General features: G+C 44.3%; 14 protein-coding genes. 4 read left to right on the top strand and 10 right to left on the bottom strand.

Annotation, left to right across the window (positions count from 1 at the left end; all coding sequences use genetic code 11):
• Position 1 precedes the first annotated feature (1 nt).
• From casB to argF, 6 genes are all read right to left on the bottom strand, one after another.
• Positions 2–652: a type I-E CRISPR-associated protein Cse2/CasB gene (casB, locus tag FC96_RS03685; protein ID WP_054659360.1), complete on the bottom strand. Its 651-nt coding sequence runs from the start codon at positions 650–652 to the stop codon at positions 2–4.
• Between the two features lie 18 nt (positions 653–670).
• Positions 671–2,386: a type I-E CRISPR-associated protein Cse1/CasA gene (locus FC96_RS03680; RefSeq protein WP_235804710.1), complete on the bottom strand. Its 1,716-nt coding sequence runs from the start codon at positions 2,384–2,386 to the stop codon at positions 671–673.
• The gene (locus tag FC96_RS03675) at positions 2,379–5,132 is read right to left on the bottom strand and encodes a CRISPR-associated helicase/endonuclease Cas3 (protein ID WP_056942056.1); all 2,754 of its coding nucleotides are present in this window, start codon (positions 5,130–5,132) and stop codon (positions 2,379–2,381) included. Before FC96_RS03675 ends, FC96_RS03680 begins: the two co-directional genes overlap by 8 nt.
• A 721-nt stretch (positions 5,133–5,853) precedes the next feature.
• Entirely contained in the window at positions 5,854–7,407 is a 1,554-nt protein-coding gene (locus FC96_RS03665; protein ID WP_056942054.1) for a YfcC family protein, read from the bottom strand.
• 93 nt (positions 7,408–7,500) lie between these two features.
• Entirely contained in the window at positions 7,501–8,451 is a 951-nt protein-coding gene (arcC, locus tag FC96_RS03660) for a carbamate kinase (RefSeq protein WP_054659355.1), read from the bottom strand.
• Positions 8,452–8,462: 11 nt separating this feature from the next.
• On the bottom strand, positions 8,463–9,461 hold the full coding sequence (gene argF / locus FC96_RS03655) for an ornithine carbamoyltransferase (RefSeq protein WP_056942053.1): 999 nt from the start codon (positions 9,459–9,461) through the stop codon (positions 8,463–8,465).
• Positions 9,462–9,569: 108 nt separating this feature from the next.
• Between argF and FC96_RS03650 the strand changes: the two genes are divergently transcribed.
• Together FC96_RS03650 and FC96_RS03645 are read left to right on the top strand one after the other, a co-directional pair.
• Positions 9,570–10,868 carry a sensor histidine kinase gene (locus tag FC96_RS03650; protein WP_056942052.1) on the top strand — a complete coding sequence of 433 codons (1,299 nt, stop codon included), beginning with the start codon at positions 9,570–9,572 and terminating at the stop codon, positions 10,866–10,868.
• Positions 10,865–11,701 carry a DNA-binding domain-containing protein gene (locus FC96_RS03645; RefSeq protein WP_056942051.1) on the top strand — a complete coding sequence of 279 codons (837 nt, stop codon included), beginning with the start codon at positions 10,865–10,867 and terminating at the stop codon, positions 11,699–11,701. Before FC96_RS03650 ends, FC96_RS03645 begins: the two co-directional genes overlap by 4 nt.
• A 22-nt stretch (positions 11,702–11,723) precedes the next feature.
• Here the strand turns inward: FC96_RS03645 and FC96_RS03640 are convergent, their stop codons facing one another.
• Positions 11,724–12,263 carry a TetR/AcrR family transcriptional regulator gene (locus FC96_RS03640; protein ID WP_054659353.1) on the bottom strand — a complete coding sequence of 180 codons (540 nt, stop codon included), beginning with the start codon at positions 12,261–12,263 and terminating at the stop codon, positions 11,724–11,726.
• Between the two features lie 95 nt (positions 12,264–12,358).
• Between FC96_RS03640 and FC96_RS03635 the strand changes: the two genes are divergently transcribed.
• Positions 12,359–14,044, top strand: a complete 1,686-nt coding sequence (locus tag FC96_RS03635; protein ID WP_056942050.1) for an MFS transporter — start codon at positions 12,359–12,361, stop codon at positions 14,042–14,044.
• 204 nt (positions 14,045–14,248) lie between these two features.
• On the opposite strand, the gene FC96_RS03630 is transcribed toward FC96_RS03635, so the two are convergent.
• A complete protein-coding gene (locus tag FC96_RS03630) occupies positions 14,249–15,433 on the bottom strand; it encodes an MFS transporter (RefSeq protein WP_056942049.1) in 1,185 nt (394 codons plus the stop codon).
• Positions 15,434–15,557: 124 nt separating this feature from the next.
• Here FC96_RS03630 and FC96_RS03625 point away from each other — a divergent pair, with 124 nt between their 5' ends.
• On the top strand, positions 15,558–15,944 hold the full coding sequence (locus FC96_RS03625) for a winged helix-turn-helix transcriptional regulator (protein WP_056942048.1): 387 nt from the start codon (positions 15,558–15,560) through the stop codon (positions 15,942–15,944).
• 174 nt (positions 15,945–16,118) lie between these two features.
• Here the strand turns inward: FC96_RS03625 and FC96_RS03620 are convergent, their stop codons facing one another.
• On the bottom strand, positions 16,119–17,909 hold the full coding sequence (locus FC96_RS03620; RefSeq protein WP_056942047.1) for an ABC transporter ATP-binding protein: 1,791 nt from the start codon (positions 17,907–17,909) through the stop codon (positions 16,119–16,121).
• A gap of 130 nt (positions 17,910–18,039) precedes the next feature.
• Positions 18,040–19,470 (bottom strand): MDR family MFS transporter, encoded by a 1,431-nt coding sequence (locus FC96_RS03615; protein WP_056942046.1) that lies wholly within the window; start codon positions 19,468–19,470, stop codon positions 18,040–18,042.
• Positions 19,471–19,570: the final 100 nt, after the last annotated feature.

Genomic DNA, 19,570 nt, shown 5'->3' with positions numbered 1-19,570 from the left:
TTTATTTCTCTCCTTCGTTGTTATCAGTTTGGTCATCTACAATGTTTTTAAAGTACTGTTGGCCCCAACGCAAGCGGACCCGATTAGCTTGTTCGTAACTCATCTGAAAATCAAAAAGGTCTCGCGCTAAAAGGCCATAATCAATTGGTATTGAGAGGTCTGCTGACTTAATAATCCTAATTAATTGATTGAGTGAATTATTGACGCTTGCAATATTTGTTGCGCCCAGTATTTGTTGCACACGACCATCCAACGCTGGACGAGTCTTCTGATTTTTACGAAGTTCTCTTAAAACCGTAAAAGTCTGCTTTCCCAATGGCTCTTCTGGGTCGTCATTATTGACTGGCCCATATACTGAAACGTCTTTAGATTGCTGGTGGAAAGCATAGAGCCGAACCGCCGTAAAGATTGCTACTTCCGCACGAGTCGGCTCTCCATTCCGACTCATCATGGCTACATCCATGAACCGCATCATATCTGGTAAGACCATCATCGCTTTAGGGCTATTCAGACTCTTCGATTGCCGTAAATAAGCTAAGCCGGCTTTATTGATATTCCCAGAGTTGTAAAGTACATGAATAATTTGGCGCGTCTTATTTGCGATTCTCTGACGCGCACTCTTTTTAGGGTGTTTTGTACCTTCTTCTGCCATTACACAGTTCCTCCATTCTTAACCAAATAAAAGACTATTAACCTGAGCCCTCAAAATATTTTCAGCAATAAATATATTCATAGGTTTCTCCTGTTTCTGCCCATTTACCTTTAAAGATTTTCCATGATGATCTCGAGGGGTGCTTGAGCGTTCGAAAATATCGACAGATTGATTAACAACGTCACGCAATTCGCGATACCACTCCTCAATTTTCACTTCCCGATCATCATTATTTTTAAGTGAGACCAACCACTGTTTAAAAGGTTCGTTTAATCGATCATAAAACTTCCCGGTCTCACGACTTGAAAACGAACGCGAATCAAGGTTCCGAACATCAGCAATCCTCGTCGTAAATTGCCAGTATTGCCGAGCGACTTTTTGAGTCGTATCAATAACGCCGTTAATTCTATTCGGCCATCTGAGCTCTTCCTTGTCATCAAACAGCACGTCTGCATTTAACCCCATGTAATCAAAGACCTCTGCAACCGGCGATTGAGAAGTTGCATTACCATCGCTCACTAGCGCAATGGAATTCAGATAAATTGTCTTGTCACCATCAATTAAGTCTTTGCCAACTAACTGATTTAACCAGTCAACAATCCCTGGCCCATGAGAGTCTTTGGCGGTTTTATCGCTAACATAGTCACCAAAGTTTCGCCACATTGCAATCCCTAGTGAACCGGTTCCCTTTGTAGCCGGTTTCTTCGACCCATCCTTGGCTTGTTTATCTTCGCGCCAAGTCGTCATCGGTTCTAAAAAAAGGTTGTCCTGACTAAACATCGGGATCCCCGCACTAAAAATTGTCGGTTGCCCATTTTCTTGCCACTCAATGTGAAGCAGGCGTGACCACGTAGTGTATAAAGCAGCAAGATTAGTCGGTTGCAACAAACTTTTTCGCAATTCAACATAATCTGAAATATTGTTATATTCCCAAGTTGGTCTCTGAATTGGCGTCTCATTTTTTCTTTCTGGATTAACAACAAAATTTAACATGAGTGTTTCAAACAAAGAATTGCCTGGGGCGTAAACCGAATTTAAGCGGTAAGCCCAACCACTAGGTGTGGAAAATTTTTCTGCTGTGTCAATTTTGGTCTTATCGGTCACACCAGTATAGTTTTGATACGTAATTAACCATCTTGTAATTTCTGCCAAAGTTAGTCTATTTTTAAAGCTCCCCGCCTTGGGTGCAAATATTGCTGGCGAATTGGCACTTTCAGACACAACGCGATTGATTTGTTTAACAGCAACCGTTCCGGTTCCCGTCGCCACTTTTTTCTTTTCTGGAACAAAAGAATCGTAATCTTCGGTAGTCACTTGGTAGAACGGATGTGGCCCAAATAAATCAAAAAGCGCTGAGTTCCCCTCCAAATACTGAATAATCGCATTTGAAAATTGACCGTTCACATATAAGTCATCCCAAGTTTGCAACCACTCATCAATTGAACCGTCCTCTGCATCTTCCGTATTCAAAACCTGAAAAGTCTTTGAATCGACTTCCAGCCAACTGTACGCTTCGCCGCTGAGGCCAACTCTTGAATACACAGTGTGAACAATTGCTAATAAAAATCGCAGGATTGCAAAGTCTTGCGACCGGGTATCCCCAGCCAATCTTCGATAATTTTGAGCGTTTGAAAATAAGTCAGTCAATGACACTGTTTTTGTGGTGCCAGTCTGCTTATCCAGCACTTTAATCCATGGATCTGACGTCAAGTTAAACGTTAAATTTTCAGTCATCATCGTCCTCCTTTTCTACAATCAATCCGTATTGCGATGAGTATGCCAATTTATAACCATTGAAGCGGGTTTGACTTGTTTCATCTAAAACTAAGCTAATCGCTCCATGTAACCATCTATCTGACTGCCAACTTTGAAACCGCTCCAATGTTTGTGTCTCCAGTAATTCAATTGCCTCTAACATTTGGTATTCTGGCACCACTCGGCCCGGGAGCCGAATAAGCTGTTCGGCAATTTCTTTGGAGTTGCATGATTCAATTGGCCGCCCATCCAACATAACGACGCCTTGGCTAGTCTGTTGAAGTAAAATCACTTCGATGGTTTCTTTAATATCACGCACTGCTGCACTTGCCGTTTGGTCACTTTGACCGATTTCATCGTTCCCTCTAGTTAACCAACCATGAATAGTCCCTCCTTTGACAGGGTCGTTTATTCGGTACTGCTTAGCCTTCTGTTCCTCTTTTCTTAAGTTGCTATCAAACTTCTCTTTAGCTGAATCGAGTCCTGGAAGATCTAGCTCATCCTCAAAATTGTATACAGATTGAACTAAATCGGAAATATCTTGCGGTAGACTTAAATCGGCCTTTAAATAATGATCAGTTTTCATCAAAAGATACTTTTCATAAACCGTCTCGTTACTGTCTCCATAGTTTCCAAATTCAGTAGCTCCCATCACAAATAATTGTGGTTTATCTAGCCCCCGAGGCCTCTGAATTGCATGTCGATGTAATCGCCCAGCCCGCTGTAAAATCAAGTCCATAGGAGCAACGTCTGTATACAGAATATCGAAATCAATATCAAGAGACTGTTCTAAAACCTGTGTTCCGATCACAATTAGCTTTTTAGGCCGGTGACCGTTCTTACCAATGGCGGTTTGGATTTGCTTCTCTTTTTTAGCACGATCCGGCGCTAAAAAACTCGAATGAAGCAACATAAACGGCACCTCCGCCGGGACCATTTTAGCAAGTTCCTGAGCTCGGCTAACGGTATTGACAATAACTCCTGCAACACCACCATTTTGAATTTTGTCTAGAACAGATGCCATTGCATCATGAGCATCTGATGCCAGTCTTTCCACCTTAACTTTTACCGTCTTCTGATCGCTTTCGCCAGGAAATTCCGTCACTTGCTTCACATCCGGACCATCCAGATAGGTCATCACCGGATAGGCTTTAGAGCGTGACCAATGGTTTTCGTCAATATCTTTTGCGATCTTCAATTTTGAAAAATACTTGCCCTTATAATAAGAACTAATCAACGCCTTTCTCTTTTCACGCGGTAGGGTTGCTGATAAAACAACAACCGGAACGTGATAAGTTCCCAGCCATTTAATTGCCTCAAATAAGTATTGACTCATATAGGCGTCGTACGCGTGAACTTCATCAATCACTACAACCTTTTCACTGAAGCCTAAGTGTTTTAAGAATAAGTGCTTCTGTTTTAAAGCCATCAATAATAAATTATCAATCGTTCCCACAGCAAATTTCGATAAAACCGATTTTTTCCCAGAAAACCATTCGTTAATGTCGACGCCACTTTCAATATCAACATTTGAAGCCCTCGGTATTTTCTCGTACGCTTCGTTAAAATGTGCTTTCCCATGCATTAGATTAATCGGGAAATGGTCACCCTGCTCTTGTGCAAGCCGTTTTTCCCACTGTTGTACCCGATCAAACATGGCATTTGACGTTGCTTGAGTTGGTAACCCAACAAATAGCCCCGGTCGCTGCGTTTTGTATGCCAACTGTTCAGCAGCTACTAACGCAATCTCAGTTTTCCCAAGTCCCATCGGCGCTTCAATAATAAAAATACCGGGATCCGTTGTCTCACCAATAGTACGTGTCATGGCTTGTTGAACGGGTCGCGCTTTGAACGACCACCGTTTCAAATACGGGTCACTATCCTCTAAAACTTTTTTGGGTTCCCATACGCCGTCCAACCACCAGGTTTCCACGGCTGCTCTAAACCGCTTGTCTTCATCAATATCATCAATCGTGTAATTAATCGGGATCAAGGGGAAAAGTGGCTTTTGATAGTCATTATTTAAGTATTCACTAGAAGCTAACCAATCAGCCGTAATCAGCAAGCCTTCAAGAATTATTGCACTACGCTGCGAGACTTTGGGAATTTCACTAACATCTCGAAACCCAGAAAGCTCTAGTCCATGTTCAAAAATTGCTTTTTGAACGCGCTTCCATTTTACCCAAACATCACTTTCTGAATCCGTTTGCCAATAGTTTGCCGTATAGTCGCGGAGTTGTCCTCTAGGTTCGCTATTGCCGGCATCTCCATGATGGCCACCAACGATTGAGCTGATACTTTTGGGAACTTTGAAGTAATTAAGCAGTGCCTCCCCTGCCATTGCATGTGGTGATTCGTTCGCATTAGTGAGCGTCATGTCGGCCAAGCCTTCGAATCCTGACTGAATCAATTGAGCAATCAGCTCACTATCAATCGACACATTTCCGTCATACGACGATTTGCTCTGAAATGATGGTGTTGCCTTACCAAAATCATGGCAAAATCCTAAGAACTTGACCAAACTTTGAAGTTTCTCATCATCGATTTCACTCCTTAATAGTTGTTTGGTCCCCTCACTCATCCAATTATTGAAAAGCCAGTGCATTGTCTGCTCAGCATCTAAAAGATGAGTTATTAGTGGCAGCCAAAGTTCTTGGCCACTTTCGGTTGTTGTTTTTTTCGCCCAAAGGTAGCCGGCGATCTTATTTAATTTTTTTAAGTTCATTTTGTCACCTCCAAGCTTTTTTTCAATAAAGGCAATAACTATGTGATTAGGAGTCGTATTAAATAAGACTACCCGCTAAACTCTATCATTTAACAAAAAAGTAGTTAAGTTCTCCAGGCTCTGGAATAGTGATCGGCCATTTTCCGAATTTATGAAGTCTGATCCCATTACAGCTTGATCTTCTAATGAAAGCTCTTCTGGTCTATTTTTTATCCAATTATACACAGTTGAACGACTGACGCCAAAGCCTTCAGCCAACAACTTCGCCGGCCAGTCATATTCGTTATACATCAAGTAAACCAGCCACTTCACTTGGTCTGAATATCGGTTAGCTCTAGACATGTTCAACACCTCACTTTTATCACAAATACAGTGTACACCTTACGAATTTTAAATGCAAATTTGGTTGTAAAACAAAAAACCAATCCAAGATTAACTAAAAATACAAACCAAGGTTACCAAAAAATCATTGGCGTCAATTTGTTTTTAAACCTAAATAGTCAGATCATTACAGTCACAAAAAAAACCCGCATCTGCGGGGACTACATTTAATTCAGTTAAACAAAACAACAATCCAAGTGGATCACCCTCGCAATGCAAGGACCAGTTAACAAACATTTTACCATCATTTATGACGGTTAAGTAGTCTACGTCTACTAAAATCCGTATTAACTATCCTATACATTCACTTTTAGGGCAAAAATAAGGCTAGTTTGCTTTTTTAATACATCAACACCTGAGCCACCAATATTCCCCCACCAAAAATCAGGACAAATGCGACCACCGGCCAAACGAACCGTACCCAGTGTGAGTATTTCATATCAAGCATCTGCAAGGTGGCCATTACTAAACCAGTTGGTGCTAGAAACAACATGGCATACTGGCCGAACTGGTAGGCCGTAACGACGACAAATCTTGGGATATGCACCGTATCAGCTAATGGTGCAAGGATTGGCATGGACAGTACAGCCAACCCTGATGATGATGGCACCACAAATCCAAGCACAAAGAAAATTAGGAGCATCACAATGATAAAGACTGGCCCACTCATGTTTGAAACCAAATTTGATGAGAATTGTAGCATGGTATCTGAAATCATCCCGTTATTTAGAATCAGGTTAATCCCACGTGCCAGGCCAATAATTAACGAAACACCAACTAGACTTGATGAACCTTCAACAAATGCGTCGACAACACCCTTTTCGCCAATTCCATAGCGTCCGGTCGCCGTCATAAACATGATAACAATGGCAAAGGTTAGGAAGGATGCCGCCATAATCGGGAAGCCCCATCCTTCTGCCATAACGCCCCAGACCATAATCGGGAACGTAATGGCAAATAAAATAAGAATAATTTTTTTACGAATTGAAAAATTTTTAGTATCTTCACCACTTGCCGAAACGGACCACATCTTATCAAAAGAGTCACGATCTTCGTATGAGTATGAGAACTTCGGGTTCGCTTTTACTTTTTTGCTGTACCAGTGGAGGTATGCGACAACGAAAGCCGCTGCAACAATCACACCACCAATTCGCCAATTTAGTCCTTGGGTAAAACTAATTCCTGCTGCATTTGAGGCAATCACAACTGAAAACGGGTTAATCGTTGAAAAACACGTCCCAATGGAACTTGCCAGGAATATGGCCCCCACGCAGACTATCGAATCATAGCCCATGGCAATGAAGACGGGCACAAGAATCGGGTAGAAAGCCACCGCCTCTTCCTCGATCCCACAAAGCGTCCCTCCTAGAACCATTAAAACGGAAACCAAGAAAATCAGTAAGAATTCATGGCCCTTGGTTTTCTTAGTCAGCGCCATTAGCCCCGACTCGAAGGCCCCACTCGCTCTAACAACGCCAATCAAGCCACCCAATACGAAGATGAAAACCATGATGTCCACAGCTTCCATAACTCCTTGAACCATACTTTCAGGAACGGCCGCAACGCTCGCTGGCCGTTGTTTTAATCGGTGATACGTATTGGGAATCGAAATCGCCTGACTAATACCACCAGATGTAAATTGTTTAATATCAATTTTGACGCCCATTTTATCTAGCTGCGCTTGTGTCGCTGGTACTTTTTCAACCGTCCCGTTTGGTTTTTTAATCTCCAACTGCGACGTTGGCTCATTATAGGACAACTTAGAGTAGCTACCGGCAGGAACAAACCAGGTTGCAATAACTGCGACAATGGTCAAAATAAATAGAATCGTAAAGGCGCCGGGCATTTTTAGCTTGAAGTGACGTTTCGGCCGCCCCTCTGCAACTGTATCCATGACGTTTCCTCCATTTGTAATTAATTAAAGCGCAGCCGTCAAAGTCGGTATTGGGTTAGACGACCTTCATCTGCTGCGCTTTTTAAGCACTTTCTATTCTGTAACGGATGCGCCCCGCTTGCTGATAATTGTGCCCATCTTTCCTGCCAATGCGTCGTCGAGATGATCTAATGACGTAATCATGGCAGTTCGTTCATCCTTGGATGAAACAAAGTCTAGACACGCCTCAATTTTAGGCAACATACTGCCTGGGGCAAACTGTCCTTCGTCAATATACTGACTTGCCTCCGCACTAGAGACATGGTTTAGACGTCGTTGTGATGCTTTTCCGTAGTTAATGTAGACGTCATCGACTGCTGTCAAAATAATTAACTGATCAGCATCAATGTTATCCGCCAATAGTGCACTTGTCCGGTCTTTATCAATCACAGCAGGTACGCCCTTTAAGCCATTTTCAGTCTTGATAACGGGAACGCCACCACCACCGCCAGCAATCACGAGGTTACCAGTGGCAATTAAATCACTAATACATTTTAATTCGACAATTGACTTGGGCTGAGGTGACGGCACCACCTGACGATAGCCACGGCCGGCATCTTCCTTAAACACATACCCTTTTTCCCGCTCTATTTTTTCAGCCTCTTCTTTGGAGTAGAAATCGCCTACGGGCTTGGTGGGATTTTCAAATGCTGGATCAGTCGGATCCACTTCCACTTGGGTCACAACTGATGCCACGTTTGTGGCCATCCAACGGCTATGGAGTTCATTTTGAAGACTTTGTTGTAAGTGATAGCCAATATACCCTTGGCTCATCGCACCACATTCTGGGAACGGGAAAGCAGCTGTTTTACCATTCTCTGCAGCGAAATTCATCCCAAGGTTGATGGCACCCACCTGCGGGCCATTACCATGACTAATTACCACTTCGTTACCAGCACTGATCAACCCAACGAGTGATTCAGCTGTATGCTTAACTAAGTTCAGTTGTTCTTCTGGCGACTTGCCCAGCGCGTTACCACCCAGGGCAACTACAATTCTTGCCATTTTTAAGCCCCCTATTCTCCTAACGTTGCAACCATAACGGCTTTAATGGTATGCATCCGATTTTCAGCTTCCTGAAAGACAACCGATGCGTCACTTTCAAAGACTTCATCGGTGACTTCCATTTCCGTGATACCAAATTTTTCGGCAATATCTTGGCCAACCTTAGTTTCAGCGTTGTGGAAGGATGGCAAGCAGTGTTCAAAAATAACGTTAGGGTTTTGAGTCTTATCCATCAATTCTTTATTCACTTGGTAAGGCTTGAGTAACTTGATCCGGGAAGTCCAAACCTCATCTGGTTCCCCCATTGATACCCAAACATCGGTGTACACTACGTCTGAGCCAAGAACACCTTTATCGATGTCATCGGTGACCATAATTTCCGCTCCAGTCTTAGCGGCAATGGCGTTCACCTTGGCTAATAATGCATCCGTTGGGTTTAACTCTGATGGGCATACCAGGTGGAAGGTCATCCCCATAGTAGCTGCCCCAATCATTAATGCATTGGCCACGTTGTTTCGCCCATCACCTACGTAGGTAAAGTGAATGTCGTTATATGACTTATGCAATACTTCTTTGGCTGTTAAAAAATCAGCCAAAACTTGAGTTGGGTGGTCTTCATCGGTTAAGCCGTTCCAAACTGGGACCCCTGAGTATTCAGCTAACGTTTCAACAGTCCGTTGCGAGAAACCACGATATTCAATCCCATCAAACATGCCGCCCAAAACCCGCGCGGTGTCTTTGGCCGTTTCCTTTTTACCCATGTGTGAGCCACTAGGGCCTAAATAGGTCACATGGGCCCCTTGATCGTAGGCTGCAACTTCAAAGGCGCAACGCGTTCGAGTTGAACTTTTTTCAAAGATCAACGCAATGTTTTTCTTAGCTAATTTCTGCTGCTCCGTCCCAGCGTACTTAGCCCGCTTTAAATCTTCAGAAAGTTGCAATAAGTAACCCATTTCACGAGGCGAGAAGTCCAATAAGGTTAAAAAGCTCCGGTGACGTAAATTAAACATTTGTGTATTCCTCCTTTATTCTTTACAATGACAAGTATAGAAAGCGGTTTCACAAAACTTCATATAGCTTCACCGGATTGTTAAAAAAATTACATGGAGGGTCTTTTTTTGTTTAAACAGGCACGATTTATCAAGTATGGTAGATGGCAACGCATCTTATTAGCCGCTATCTGCATTTCTTTAGCATCTCAGGTCAACTTTCAGATTTTCACTTCAGGTTTTATCCTCGCTTTTTCACCATTAATCATGCCAATATTTTTATACTACAACGATGACGTCAACCCATTTCAACTTGTGCTAGCCGTCGCCTTTGCATCGCCCATGTTTCGGGGATTTCAATTATTGCTAACCCACAACGGAACCGGAACCCAAATTCTCCTACATATGCTTGCTGAAATTGCTTTTTACCTATGTTACGGCACACTTTACTACATTTTATATTGGCGGCGTGGTCAACGAACTAATAGCGCCTTTTTTCTATCCATCATTATCTGTGACTATCTCTCAAATATTTTAGAAATCTGCCTACTAACCGGTTTTAGTCAGTTTAGTTACCGGCTTTTTCAGGTTTTATTCGCAACTGCTTTAATCCGAAGCGTGCTAGCCTGTGTATTAGCCTTCTGCTACCGTTATTTTTCATTGTTAGTCCGACAGGAGAGCCACGAACAAAAATATTATAATTTTATCTGGGTAGCGGCTTCCGTTAAAAGCGAAGTGTATTTCATGCAAAAAAATCTGACAGAAATCGAAAACGTCATGAAAAATGCCTATCTGCTCAACCAAAAATTACATGCCAGGGGCGTTGGCTTTGAAGAAGAACAAAAAATGGCACTCAGTATTGCCAGAGACGTCCACGAAGTGAAAAAAGATTACCGCAATGTCATTAGCGGTTTGGGCGATTACTTCAGTGAAGACGAATCAACCATGCAATTAAGCGACATCTTAAAAGTGGTCGTCGGTTATATTCGAGAGACCATTAAAAATCAGCAAGCCGACATCGTCATTGAGGTTCATAGCCAGGTCGATATCGTGGTCCCCAACCACTATTACCTTGTTTCAATTCTATCCAATCTAATCTTTAACAGTGTCGATGCCTTAAAGGACGCTCACAATGGTCTTATTCGGCTGATTGTTTCGGACCAAGGCGATAACCTCCTATTTTCTATCAGTGATAACGGCATCGGAATGGACGACAAAACACAAGCGATGATTTTCCAACCTGGTTTTACGACCAAATTTAACGAAAATACCGGTGACGTTTACCGTGGCATCGGCCTTTCTCACGTTAGATTAATTGTGCAAGAACAATTTCAAGGTGATTTAAAAGTTTGTTCAGAGCTCGGAAAGGGCACCACTTTTGAGGTCAAACTAGCTAAAATAAGATTAGTTCAGGAGGATATCTCATGAATTTTTACATTGTAGATGATGACCCCGCCGTCCCTATGATTCTACGGCGAATAATTGAACAGAACATGAATAATACTGTAGTGGGTGAGTCCAGTGATTCAACTAAGGCCTTTGCCGCCCTCGCACAATTAAATGTTGATATTGTGTTAATTGACCTGCTAATGCCTGGAATGTCAGGCATTGAGCTTATCAATAAACTACGTCAAATTAGATCTGATTTACACTTCATCATGATTTCACAGGTTCGAGACAGTGAATTACGCGCTCAAGCATACGAAGCTGGAATTGAATTTTTCATCGATAAACCCATCAACTTAATCGAAGTCAAAACAGTCACAGAAAAGGTCATCCAAAGCATTCAAATGTCACACAAACTCAGTAACATTCAATCACTGGTCTCAGGCGTTTCCGTAACTGACGACCATCAAACACAACAACTCAAAAATAACCAAAAAACGCGAATTTTGGGCGTTCTCCGATTCCTTGGAATTGCCTCTGAAAAAGGGGCCTCAGATATTCTAGCCATCACCCAAATGATGACCGATCAAAACACCAGTTTTCAAGACCTCGACTTAAGGGAAACCTACCAAATTAGTGATCAGGAACGCAAAGTGCTGTTTCAACGTCTTCGGCGAGCCATCCGAACTGGATTAGCCAATTTAGCCAACATGTACCTTGACGACATGGGTGATGAAATTATTACCGAGTACGCAAACTCGCTGTACGAATACAAAAATGTTCGAACCGAAATGCTATTTCTTCAGGGTAAACGATCTAGCGGAGGGAAAGTCTCAGTTCAACACTTTTTAAATGGATTAGTCCAGCTTATCTAAAGGCCTGCAAAGTCTCCCATTTCTAATCCTCAATCGCAAACAGCGTTGCCATCACCTGTCCCATCTGCGCAGGCGTATTTGGCATACCACTTTCTAACCACTCAATAGCAACTGAAACAACCCCTCCCGCCATAAAAGTCCTAAAGTAGCGGTTTTTTACACGGTTAGACGAGCGATTTCTGATTTTTTGATGCGCATTTAAATAGGCATGAACCGTGTTGAACGAACCCAAGATCACATCGTCCAGCCCAACTCGATGCAGAAGTAACGTTTCGCTAGCCATTGTTTCAACCAAGCCAAAATAAGCGGTCATCAAAAATGAAAACGATAATCTATCAGTATTCGGAATCTTACGGAGATAAATCATCATTTCCATTTCTTGATATTGGAGCAAGACGTCTTCAATGGTTTGGTATCGCCGATAAAAGTACGTACGAGAGACTCTAGCTTTTCGGCAAAGTTCTGAAATCGTTATATTATTTTTCGGCTTCTGTGCCAGAAGTTCTAGTGTTGCAGTGTGCAATTGTTTAAGCTTAACAAGCTTAACTTCTTGTGGTGACATGGTTTACAAATTCCCCACATTCTGTCACTCATTTATTTACGGTTCAGTATACCACGGCTATACTCCTTGCATTAACTTAAAAGGAGTTTGCTAAAATGACACGTCAACTTAAATTATCAATACTCGTTATGGCCATTGGTCTTTTCCTTTGCATCCTCGATACAACCGTTATGAATATCGCGCTGCCCACCATTCAATCTGGGCTTCATACCTCATTGAGTAGCCTTCAATGGGCACTCAACATTTACACCATCACATTTGCTGCTCTCACTATTCCCCTAGGTCGACTCGCTGATAATTACGGCCGGAATAAAATCTATTTGATTGGCTTAGGGCTTTTTTTCATTGGGTCCCTTGCATCAGGAAGCGCTACTAATATTTTAATGTTGATCGTTGGTCGTTGTGTTCAAAGCATTGCAGCTGCTATCGTTTTCCCCGCTAGCATGACCATTGGTATTAGCCTAGTTCACTCAAATCAGCGCCAAACAGTCATTCTGATTCTTGGTCTCACACAAGGACTAGCCGCTGCGTTCGGTCCGGTCGTTGGTGGAATTTTAACGCAGTATGCTGGCTGGCGTAGTATTTTTTTCATAAACACGCCACTTTTAGTGATTGCAATTGGACTATCATTCGTGCTTTTACCGTTCAAAAATGAAAAACGAGTCAAAAGCCTCCTTGACGTCCCCGGCCTTATTTTGATCATTCTTACTCTATTTTCTTTGACCCTTGCCTTGGTTCAGGCCGGAACGCTGGGATGGATCAACGCCGAAACGGACGCTTTGCTCTGTGTATTTAGCCTTTCGCTAGCCCTCTTTATCCGCCGTGAAATGTTAGCCAATGATCCAATTATTGATTTATCCCTTTTTAAAGATCGCCAGTTTTCTGGTTCTGTCATTGTGACTGTCCTTGCTGGCATCTTCTTTGTGGCACTCATGGTCTTAATGCCTAGCTACTTTACGAAAATTCAAGGCGCCAGCGAACTGCAAGCCGCCTTATTGGTCACACCAGCATCCTTTATGGTCTTTATGCTCTCCCCAATTGGAGGGTTACTTCTTAAAACAGTGAGTCCACGACTATTGATTGGCTTTGGTCTTGGCTTGACCAGTCTTGCGTACATTGGGTTAAGTCTTATTACGCCCACTATTTACTGGCAATTTATGCTTTGCTGCTTACTGCTAGGGAGTGGGTATGGGCTCATCATCGGCCCTGTTACCGTCCTTAGTGCCAGCGATTTTACTGGCCAACAACTCTCAAGCTCTCAAAGCGTCCTCGGCGTTTTTCGCCAAATTGGAACCGTCCTAGCTGTGGCAATTTTCGTTTCCTCTCTTAGTGGGAATCTTCAAACAGCCAAGCAAGCACTTTACCAGGATGCTCAGACAAACGTCAAAAAGCTGAGAGTTACACCACACGAACAGGAAGCTATTTTAACAACAACTCACCGGGCCATTTTTCAAAGACAATACAGCCGACCTGCTACAACTGCCCTTTCTACTGCCAAGTGCAAACAGCTTGCGATAAAGACAGCTAAGCGATACGCTGTCAATCACCGATTGGGATTGGCCAAAAAAACCGTCCTCTTGAGAGTAGAAAGTGCAACCTTTCACCACTTAACTCACTTTAATCTGGCACTTAAACAGTATCAAAATTCTCTCCAACAATCAGAAAAGCAGCACATGACGGCCGCCTTTTTGGCACCGTATAAAAACGCGTTGCTATTCACAATCCTGGCTATTGCAACCATCTTCGTGTTTAAGCGAAAAAAGTATATTTCTATAGACTAATTAAAGTCTATTTCTGATAGTTGAATATTGTAGAGATCCCAACCAGCGATATCGTCCCCGTATCAATATGGCGGTGGTAATAGCAACTTTCCGAGACTATTAAATTTGTCAACTAATCCTCAAAAAATGAGCCACAATTTACTCAAATTGGTGAGTTGTGGCTCGTTTTGTGTCATCTCTAAAAATGTTAAAAAACCTCGGAGGTTACGCTTCCGCCCGACCCAACATCATCGTCAACCCCAAAGCCAAAAGTGCCATCACAACACCGCCCGCGGGGGTACTCATTAGTCCGGTAGTGTTGAGCAGCTGACCGCCGGTAAAGGACCCAACAACGATGCCCACATTGAAGGCAGAAATGTTCAGGGCCGAAGCAAGCTGGGCGTCTGCCGGCAGTTTTGTTTCTGCCACCTGCATGGTGAAAAGTTGGAGGCCCGGCACGTTCATGAAGGCCAATAGACCCATTCCGAGCACTAAAATGAGACCGATCATGTGGTTGCCCAGTCCCAGCATCATCACCGTCATCAAAATAGCCATAGCCGCGAACATTTTGCTCAAGGCGTGGAGTGGCCTGTGATTGGCGAAGCGCCCGCCAAGGGTATTTCCAACCGCAACGGCAATTCCGTAGCCAAGCAAAACAATCACACTTTGACTGCCGTTCCAGCCCTGACGAGTCAGGATTGCACTCATATAGGTATAGATCGGAAAACTAGCACCATATCCAAGAGCGGTAATGACCAGTCCTGCTAACAGCCGTGGCTCGCGTACGAGACGTAAAAAGGCGCCGCGGCGGCCTGCTTCCGGCTGTGGTAAATGACTGGGGACTAAGAACACATTTAACAACAGGGCAAGGACACCCAAAACTGCGATGAAGCCGAATGCGACCCGCCAACTGGCGTGTTGCGCAATGAACGTCCCCAGCGGAACACCGGTTACCGTCGCGACCGTCAAACCAGTAAACATGGTCGCAATAGCGGATGCGCGCCGGTTTTCGGCGACGACGCTAGCTGCAATCACAGTGGCTACAGCCATGAATAAACCGTGTGCAAAAGCGGCAATGACCCGGCCAGCTAGTAAAACACTGAAAATCGGCGCAACCGCGGTCAAGGCATTTCCAACAATGAACGTGATCATCACGGCCAAAAGCAGTGCCTTACGGGGCAAACGACCGGTTAAGGCTGTCAGAACAGGTGCCCCAATGGTCACCCCAGCCGCATAAATCGACACGGTAAGGCCGGCCGTACTTAGTTTAATGCCAAAAGTCGTCACAATGAGTGGCATCACACCGACGCTGATGAATTCGGTCATGCCGATGGCAAATGCACTCAGGGCAAGCGCTAGTAAAGTGAGTGACGCTGACCGCGCCTGTGACTTTGATGTTGTGGTTTCCATATTCTACCTCCTGGTTAATCTCAACTTGTAAACCCGACAATGTTTGATTATACTGGGCAGGTACGTAAAGACAAGAACGCACTAAAAAGTGCGATACGCACCTTTTAGTACCTACGGAGGCACTATGACTGAAAAAACCTATAATATTGGCGTTGAAGCAACAATGGAAATTATTGGCGGCAAATGGAAAGCCATCATTCTCTGCCATTTGCGTCACGGCACTATGCGCAGTGGCGAACTTCGGCGAGCAATTCCAACCATTACGCAAAAAATGCTAACCCAGCAACTGCGGGAATTAGAGGCTGACGGCATTGTCCACCGCGAAATATTCAACCAAGTTCCCCCTCATGTGGAATATTCCCTGACTGAACGGGGTGAAACTTTGAATCATGTGCTCAACCAACTATGCACCTGGGGGGAACAAAACATTGACGAGCGGCGCGCAAATGGCGAAGCCATCACATTAATTCACCGTGACGATGTACCAAACAAAACTGTTTCGCCAGCCTGACAACCAACGACCCATTACTTATCTCACTTCCAAGGTTAAAAAAAGAGCGTTCAACCCACTTTGGGGATTGAACGCTCTTTTCGTTGTCAGTTGGGCCTGCTGTTTTGTGTTACCCAAAGTTGCCTAGGGGTCACCGTGTTAAACGGCCCACTCACGGCTACAATTTGGTAGTGCTTACCTTGCGACCTTATCCGACCGCATTTGGTTTTCGACATACTCTTTGTACAGTGGTAAAGACGCTATCAACTGCTCGTGAGTACCGCTTCCCGTGACCCGACCGTTTTGGATAAAGTAAATGTTATCCGCATCAACAATGGTGCTCAGTCGGTGCGCAATGATGAGCGTTGTCCGACCTTCCATCAACTTTTCCAGAGCTTTTTGCACCATCATTTCGGATTCAGAATCCAGGCTCGCCGTCGCTTCATCCAACATCAAGAGTTGAGGGTCCCGCAGAAAGGCTCTAGCAATTGCAATTCGCTGACGCTGACCGCCGGACACTTTCACACCACGCTCGCCAACCTGCGTCTCTAGGCCATCGGTCATTTGCCGCACAAACTCATCCGCATAGGCCATTTTCAAAACCCGCCAAAGTTGCCCATCCGAAAAGTGCCCTGTCAATCCATACGTCAGATTAAAGCGAATCGTGCCGGCCATAATCGCTGAATCTTGACTGACCAGGCCAATTTGGCGCCGCCAATCAACTAAATTGATGGTCGCCACATCCGTATTGCCCACCTTAATCGTCCCTGATGTTGGATCATAAAACCGCTCAAGCAATCCGAAAATTGTCGACTTTCCACCGCCGCTTGGTCCCGCAAAAGCAACCACAGTGTTGGGTTTTGCCGTAAATGACACATCGTGTAAGACCTCATGGCCCGGTTCATACTCAAAGTTCACGTGATTCATCGTCAATGACTGGCCCTTTAAGTTGACCAATTGCCCAGCTGTTTGATTTTCTTCATCAGCCGTCAACAATTCGGCGATTCGTTCGGTTGAGCCGCTAGTCTTGGCCAATTCCGAGAAGAATGATCCCAACTGGGTCGCTGGTTGCATGATTTGGAACAGGTACATCAAAAATGCGATTAACATTCCAATCGTCATGGAACCTCGCAACACTCGAACCGCGCCGTAGCCTAGAATCCCAATCACTAGCGCCATCATAATACCGCCCATGACAGGTTGCGCAACCGCGGTATAAATAGCTTCCTTCCGGCCAATTTGATACAAGTTGCGAACGTCTGCTTTGCCTGATTGCCGTTCAAATTTTTCCGCACCGGATGACTTAACTAATCGAACTGCCCCCAGCGTTTCAGTCGCTTTGCCATTAAATGTCGCCATGGCATTTTGCCGTGCAAAACCAATGGCTCGCGTTCTGGTCATCAACGGCAGCATCACCAGCATCATTAGCGGAATCGCTAAAAACATAATCAGGGTCATCTTCCAGTCCATCAACAACATAATGGCTAGGGAACCTACAATCTGCAAAATGGCCGTCACAAAATTGGGAAAGGCCGTCGCTAATAAGTCCTTCACCTGAGTCGAATCATTGACCAACCGGGAGGAAATCTCACCAGCTTTTTGCTCATCGAAATAGCTGACGGGTAAGCGCAACAACTTATCCCAAAGCGTATCCCGGAGTTTTGCCACGACGTTTTCACCAAAAAAACCAAGAAGCGTGGCCGACAGGGTGTTAAGCAGCATCCCAGCAACAAATAGCCCCACCACTAATGCGATTAATTGGCCATTAACCTGTGACCGTAGTGAATTAATCAGGGACTGGGCAAACGTTGGCACAGCTAATTGTGCTGCACTAGCTACTAGTCCAATCGTCAGGCCGACCATTAACTGCCAATACTTAGGCTTTACCTGACCGATTAAGACCATAAAATCACGAAAGTTAAATTTGGATTTTGGTCGGATCATTTTTTCGCCATCGGTTACTGAACTTGCAGAACGTGCTGCCATTTTGAACACCTTCGATTATTATTTATTTAGTTAGTTTTATATTAAGAAAGCTAACAAACGGCATTCTATACCGTTAGTTTCACTAAGTCAAGGCTAACTAAATATTTTTCTATCCAGTGGCTGCTAGTCACTACTTGTGACTCAATTTATTGGTTAACAATACCGCTGGCACCATGAGTGCCACTGTGCAAACAACCGCCCAAAAGAACCCTTGTTGATAAGCATGCGACAGCACCGTTAATTTAGCCTGCGCTAGTTCCTGAACATGAGTCGTTAAATAGGCTGAGGCAACCGTTGCCATTAATGCTGACCCCAACGCCCCACCAACGTTTTGCGTAATTCGACCTGCAATTGAAATTTGCCCGGAAAACTTGAGCTCTTGGCCCACAAATGAGTCGGTCATCAGTGGGCTCACAATTGCACCAGCCCCGAGGCCACGAACAAATAAAACGGCCATCAGTAAATAGAAATTAGTGTGTTGATCAAACCATAGAAACGGCACCGTCCCAATTAGCGTGACTAGCAGACCCGCAATTAATACCCAGCGGGCCCCAATTCGGTCAATGTACCGACCAATCACCGGCCGGGCTAACAACATCCCGATGCCTTGAGGAATTAACGAGAGCCCTGCCATTGCGACCGATTGTCCACGTAAATTTTGGAAAAACAATGGCAATAACAACATCGGCCCATTCGTGACAATTCCCGCGAGCATCAAGCCGAATATTGATCCCGTGAAATTCCGCCGTTTGAACAACGACAGTGGTACCACCGCTTGATCCCGTCGGAAAAACGCATACAGACCATAGACCAGAATCAAGCCAACACCAACGGCGACATCGAATTCCGTCGTCTGATTCGCAAAGCTTGCCTTCGCGCTAGCTTGCACGATTCCGTAGACAATTGTGGCCGAACCCGTAGATAGCAAGGCCACCCCTATCCAGTCAAAAACCGCCGTTTTATTTTTCGGTGGCGTCATCGGTAACTTAAACAAAATCAGCAAAAAAGCGATAACAACAACGGGGACATTAACAAAGAAAATCCACCGCCAGGATAAATACTGCACGATTAATCCACCGATAACTGGTCCAAAAATGGGGCCCAGCATAATTGGTAAACCAACAATCGCCATAATTCGCCCCATTGCACCCGTCCCCGCTACGTCGACTAATAGCGTCGTCAATAACGGCGTGATAAGCCCTGCACTGAACCCTTGAATAAACCGGATAGCAATTAAAATTGTAATACTACCCGATAACGCCGCCGCTAGTGATGAAAGACCAAACAAAAGCTCAGCCACCAAAAAGACTTTCTTACCACCAATTCGGTCATTCAACCATCCCGTAAACGGGACGGCCACGACCATCGCAAGCAGATATCCCGTGACGACCCACTGCACCGTACTCAACGATTGGTTGAAATCCGACGATAATTTGTTAATCGCAATATTGACCATCGTCGAATCTAACATTGGCGCAATGGCTCCTAAAACAATAATCCAAGCCTGAGTGATGACGTTTTGGGGCAATCCCTCAGTTGATGTTTTTGATTGATTATTCATTGTGACGCCTCCAAAGATGAGTTAAAATAAAATTAAGGAACTTGAGTACCCTAAATTAGGTACTGTGGTACCTTAGTTCTTTTAACTCAGTTTGTCAACG

This window comes from Secundilactobacillus kimchicus JCM 15530 (genome assembly GCF_001433995.1).
Classification (GTDB): domain Bacteria; phylum Bacillota; class Bacilli; order Lactobacillales; family Lactobacillaceae; genus Secundilactobacillus; species Secundilactobacillus kimchicus.
This window is presented reverse-complemented; position numbering and strand designations above follow the sequence as displayed.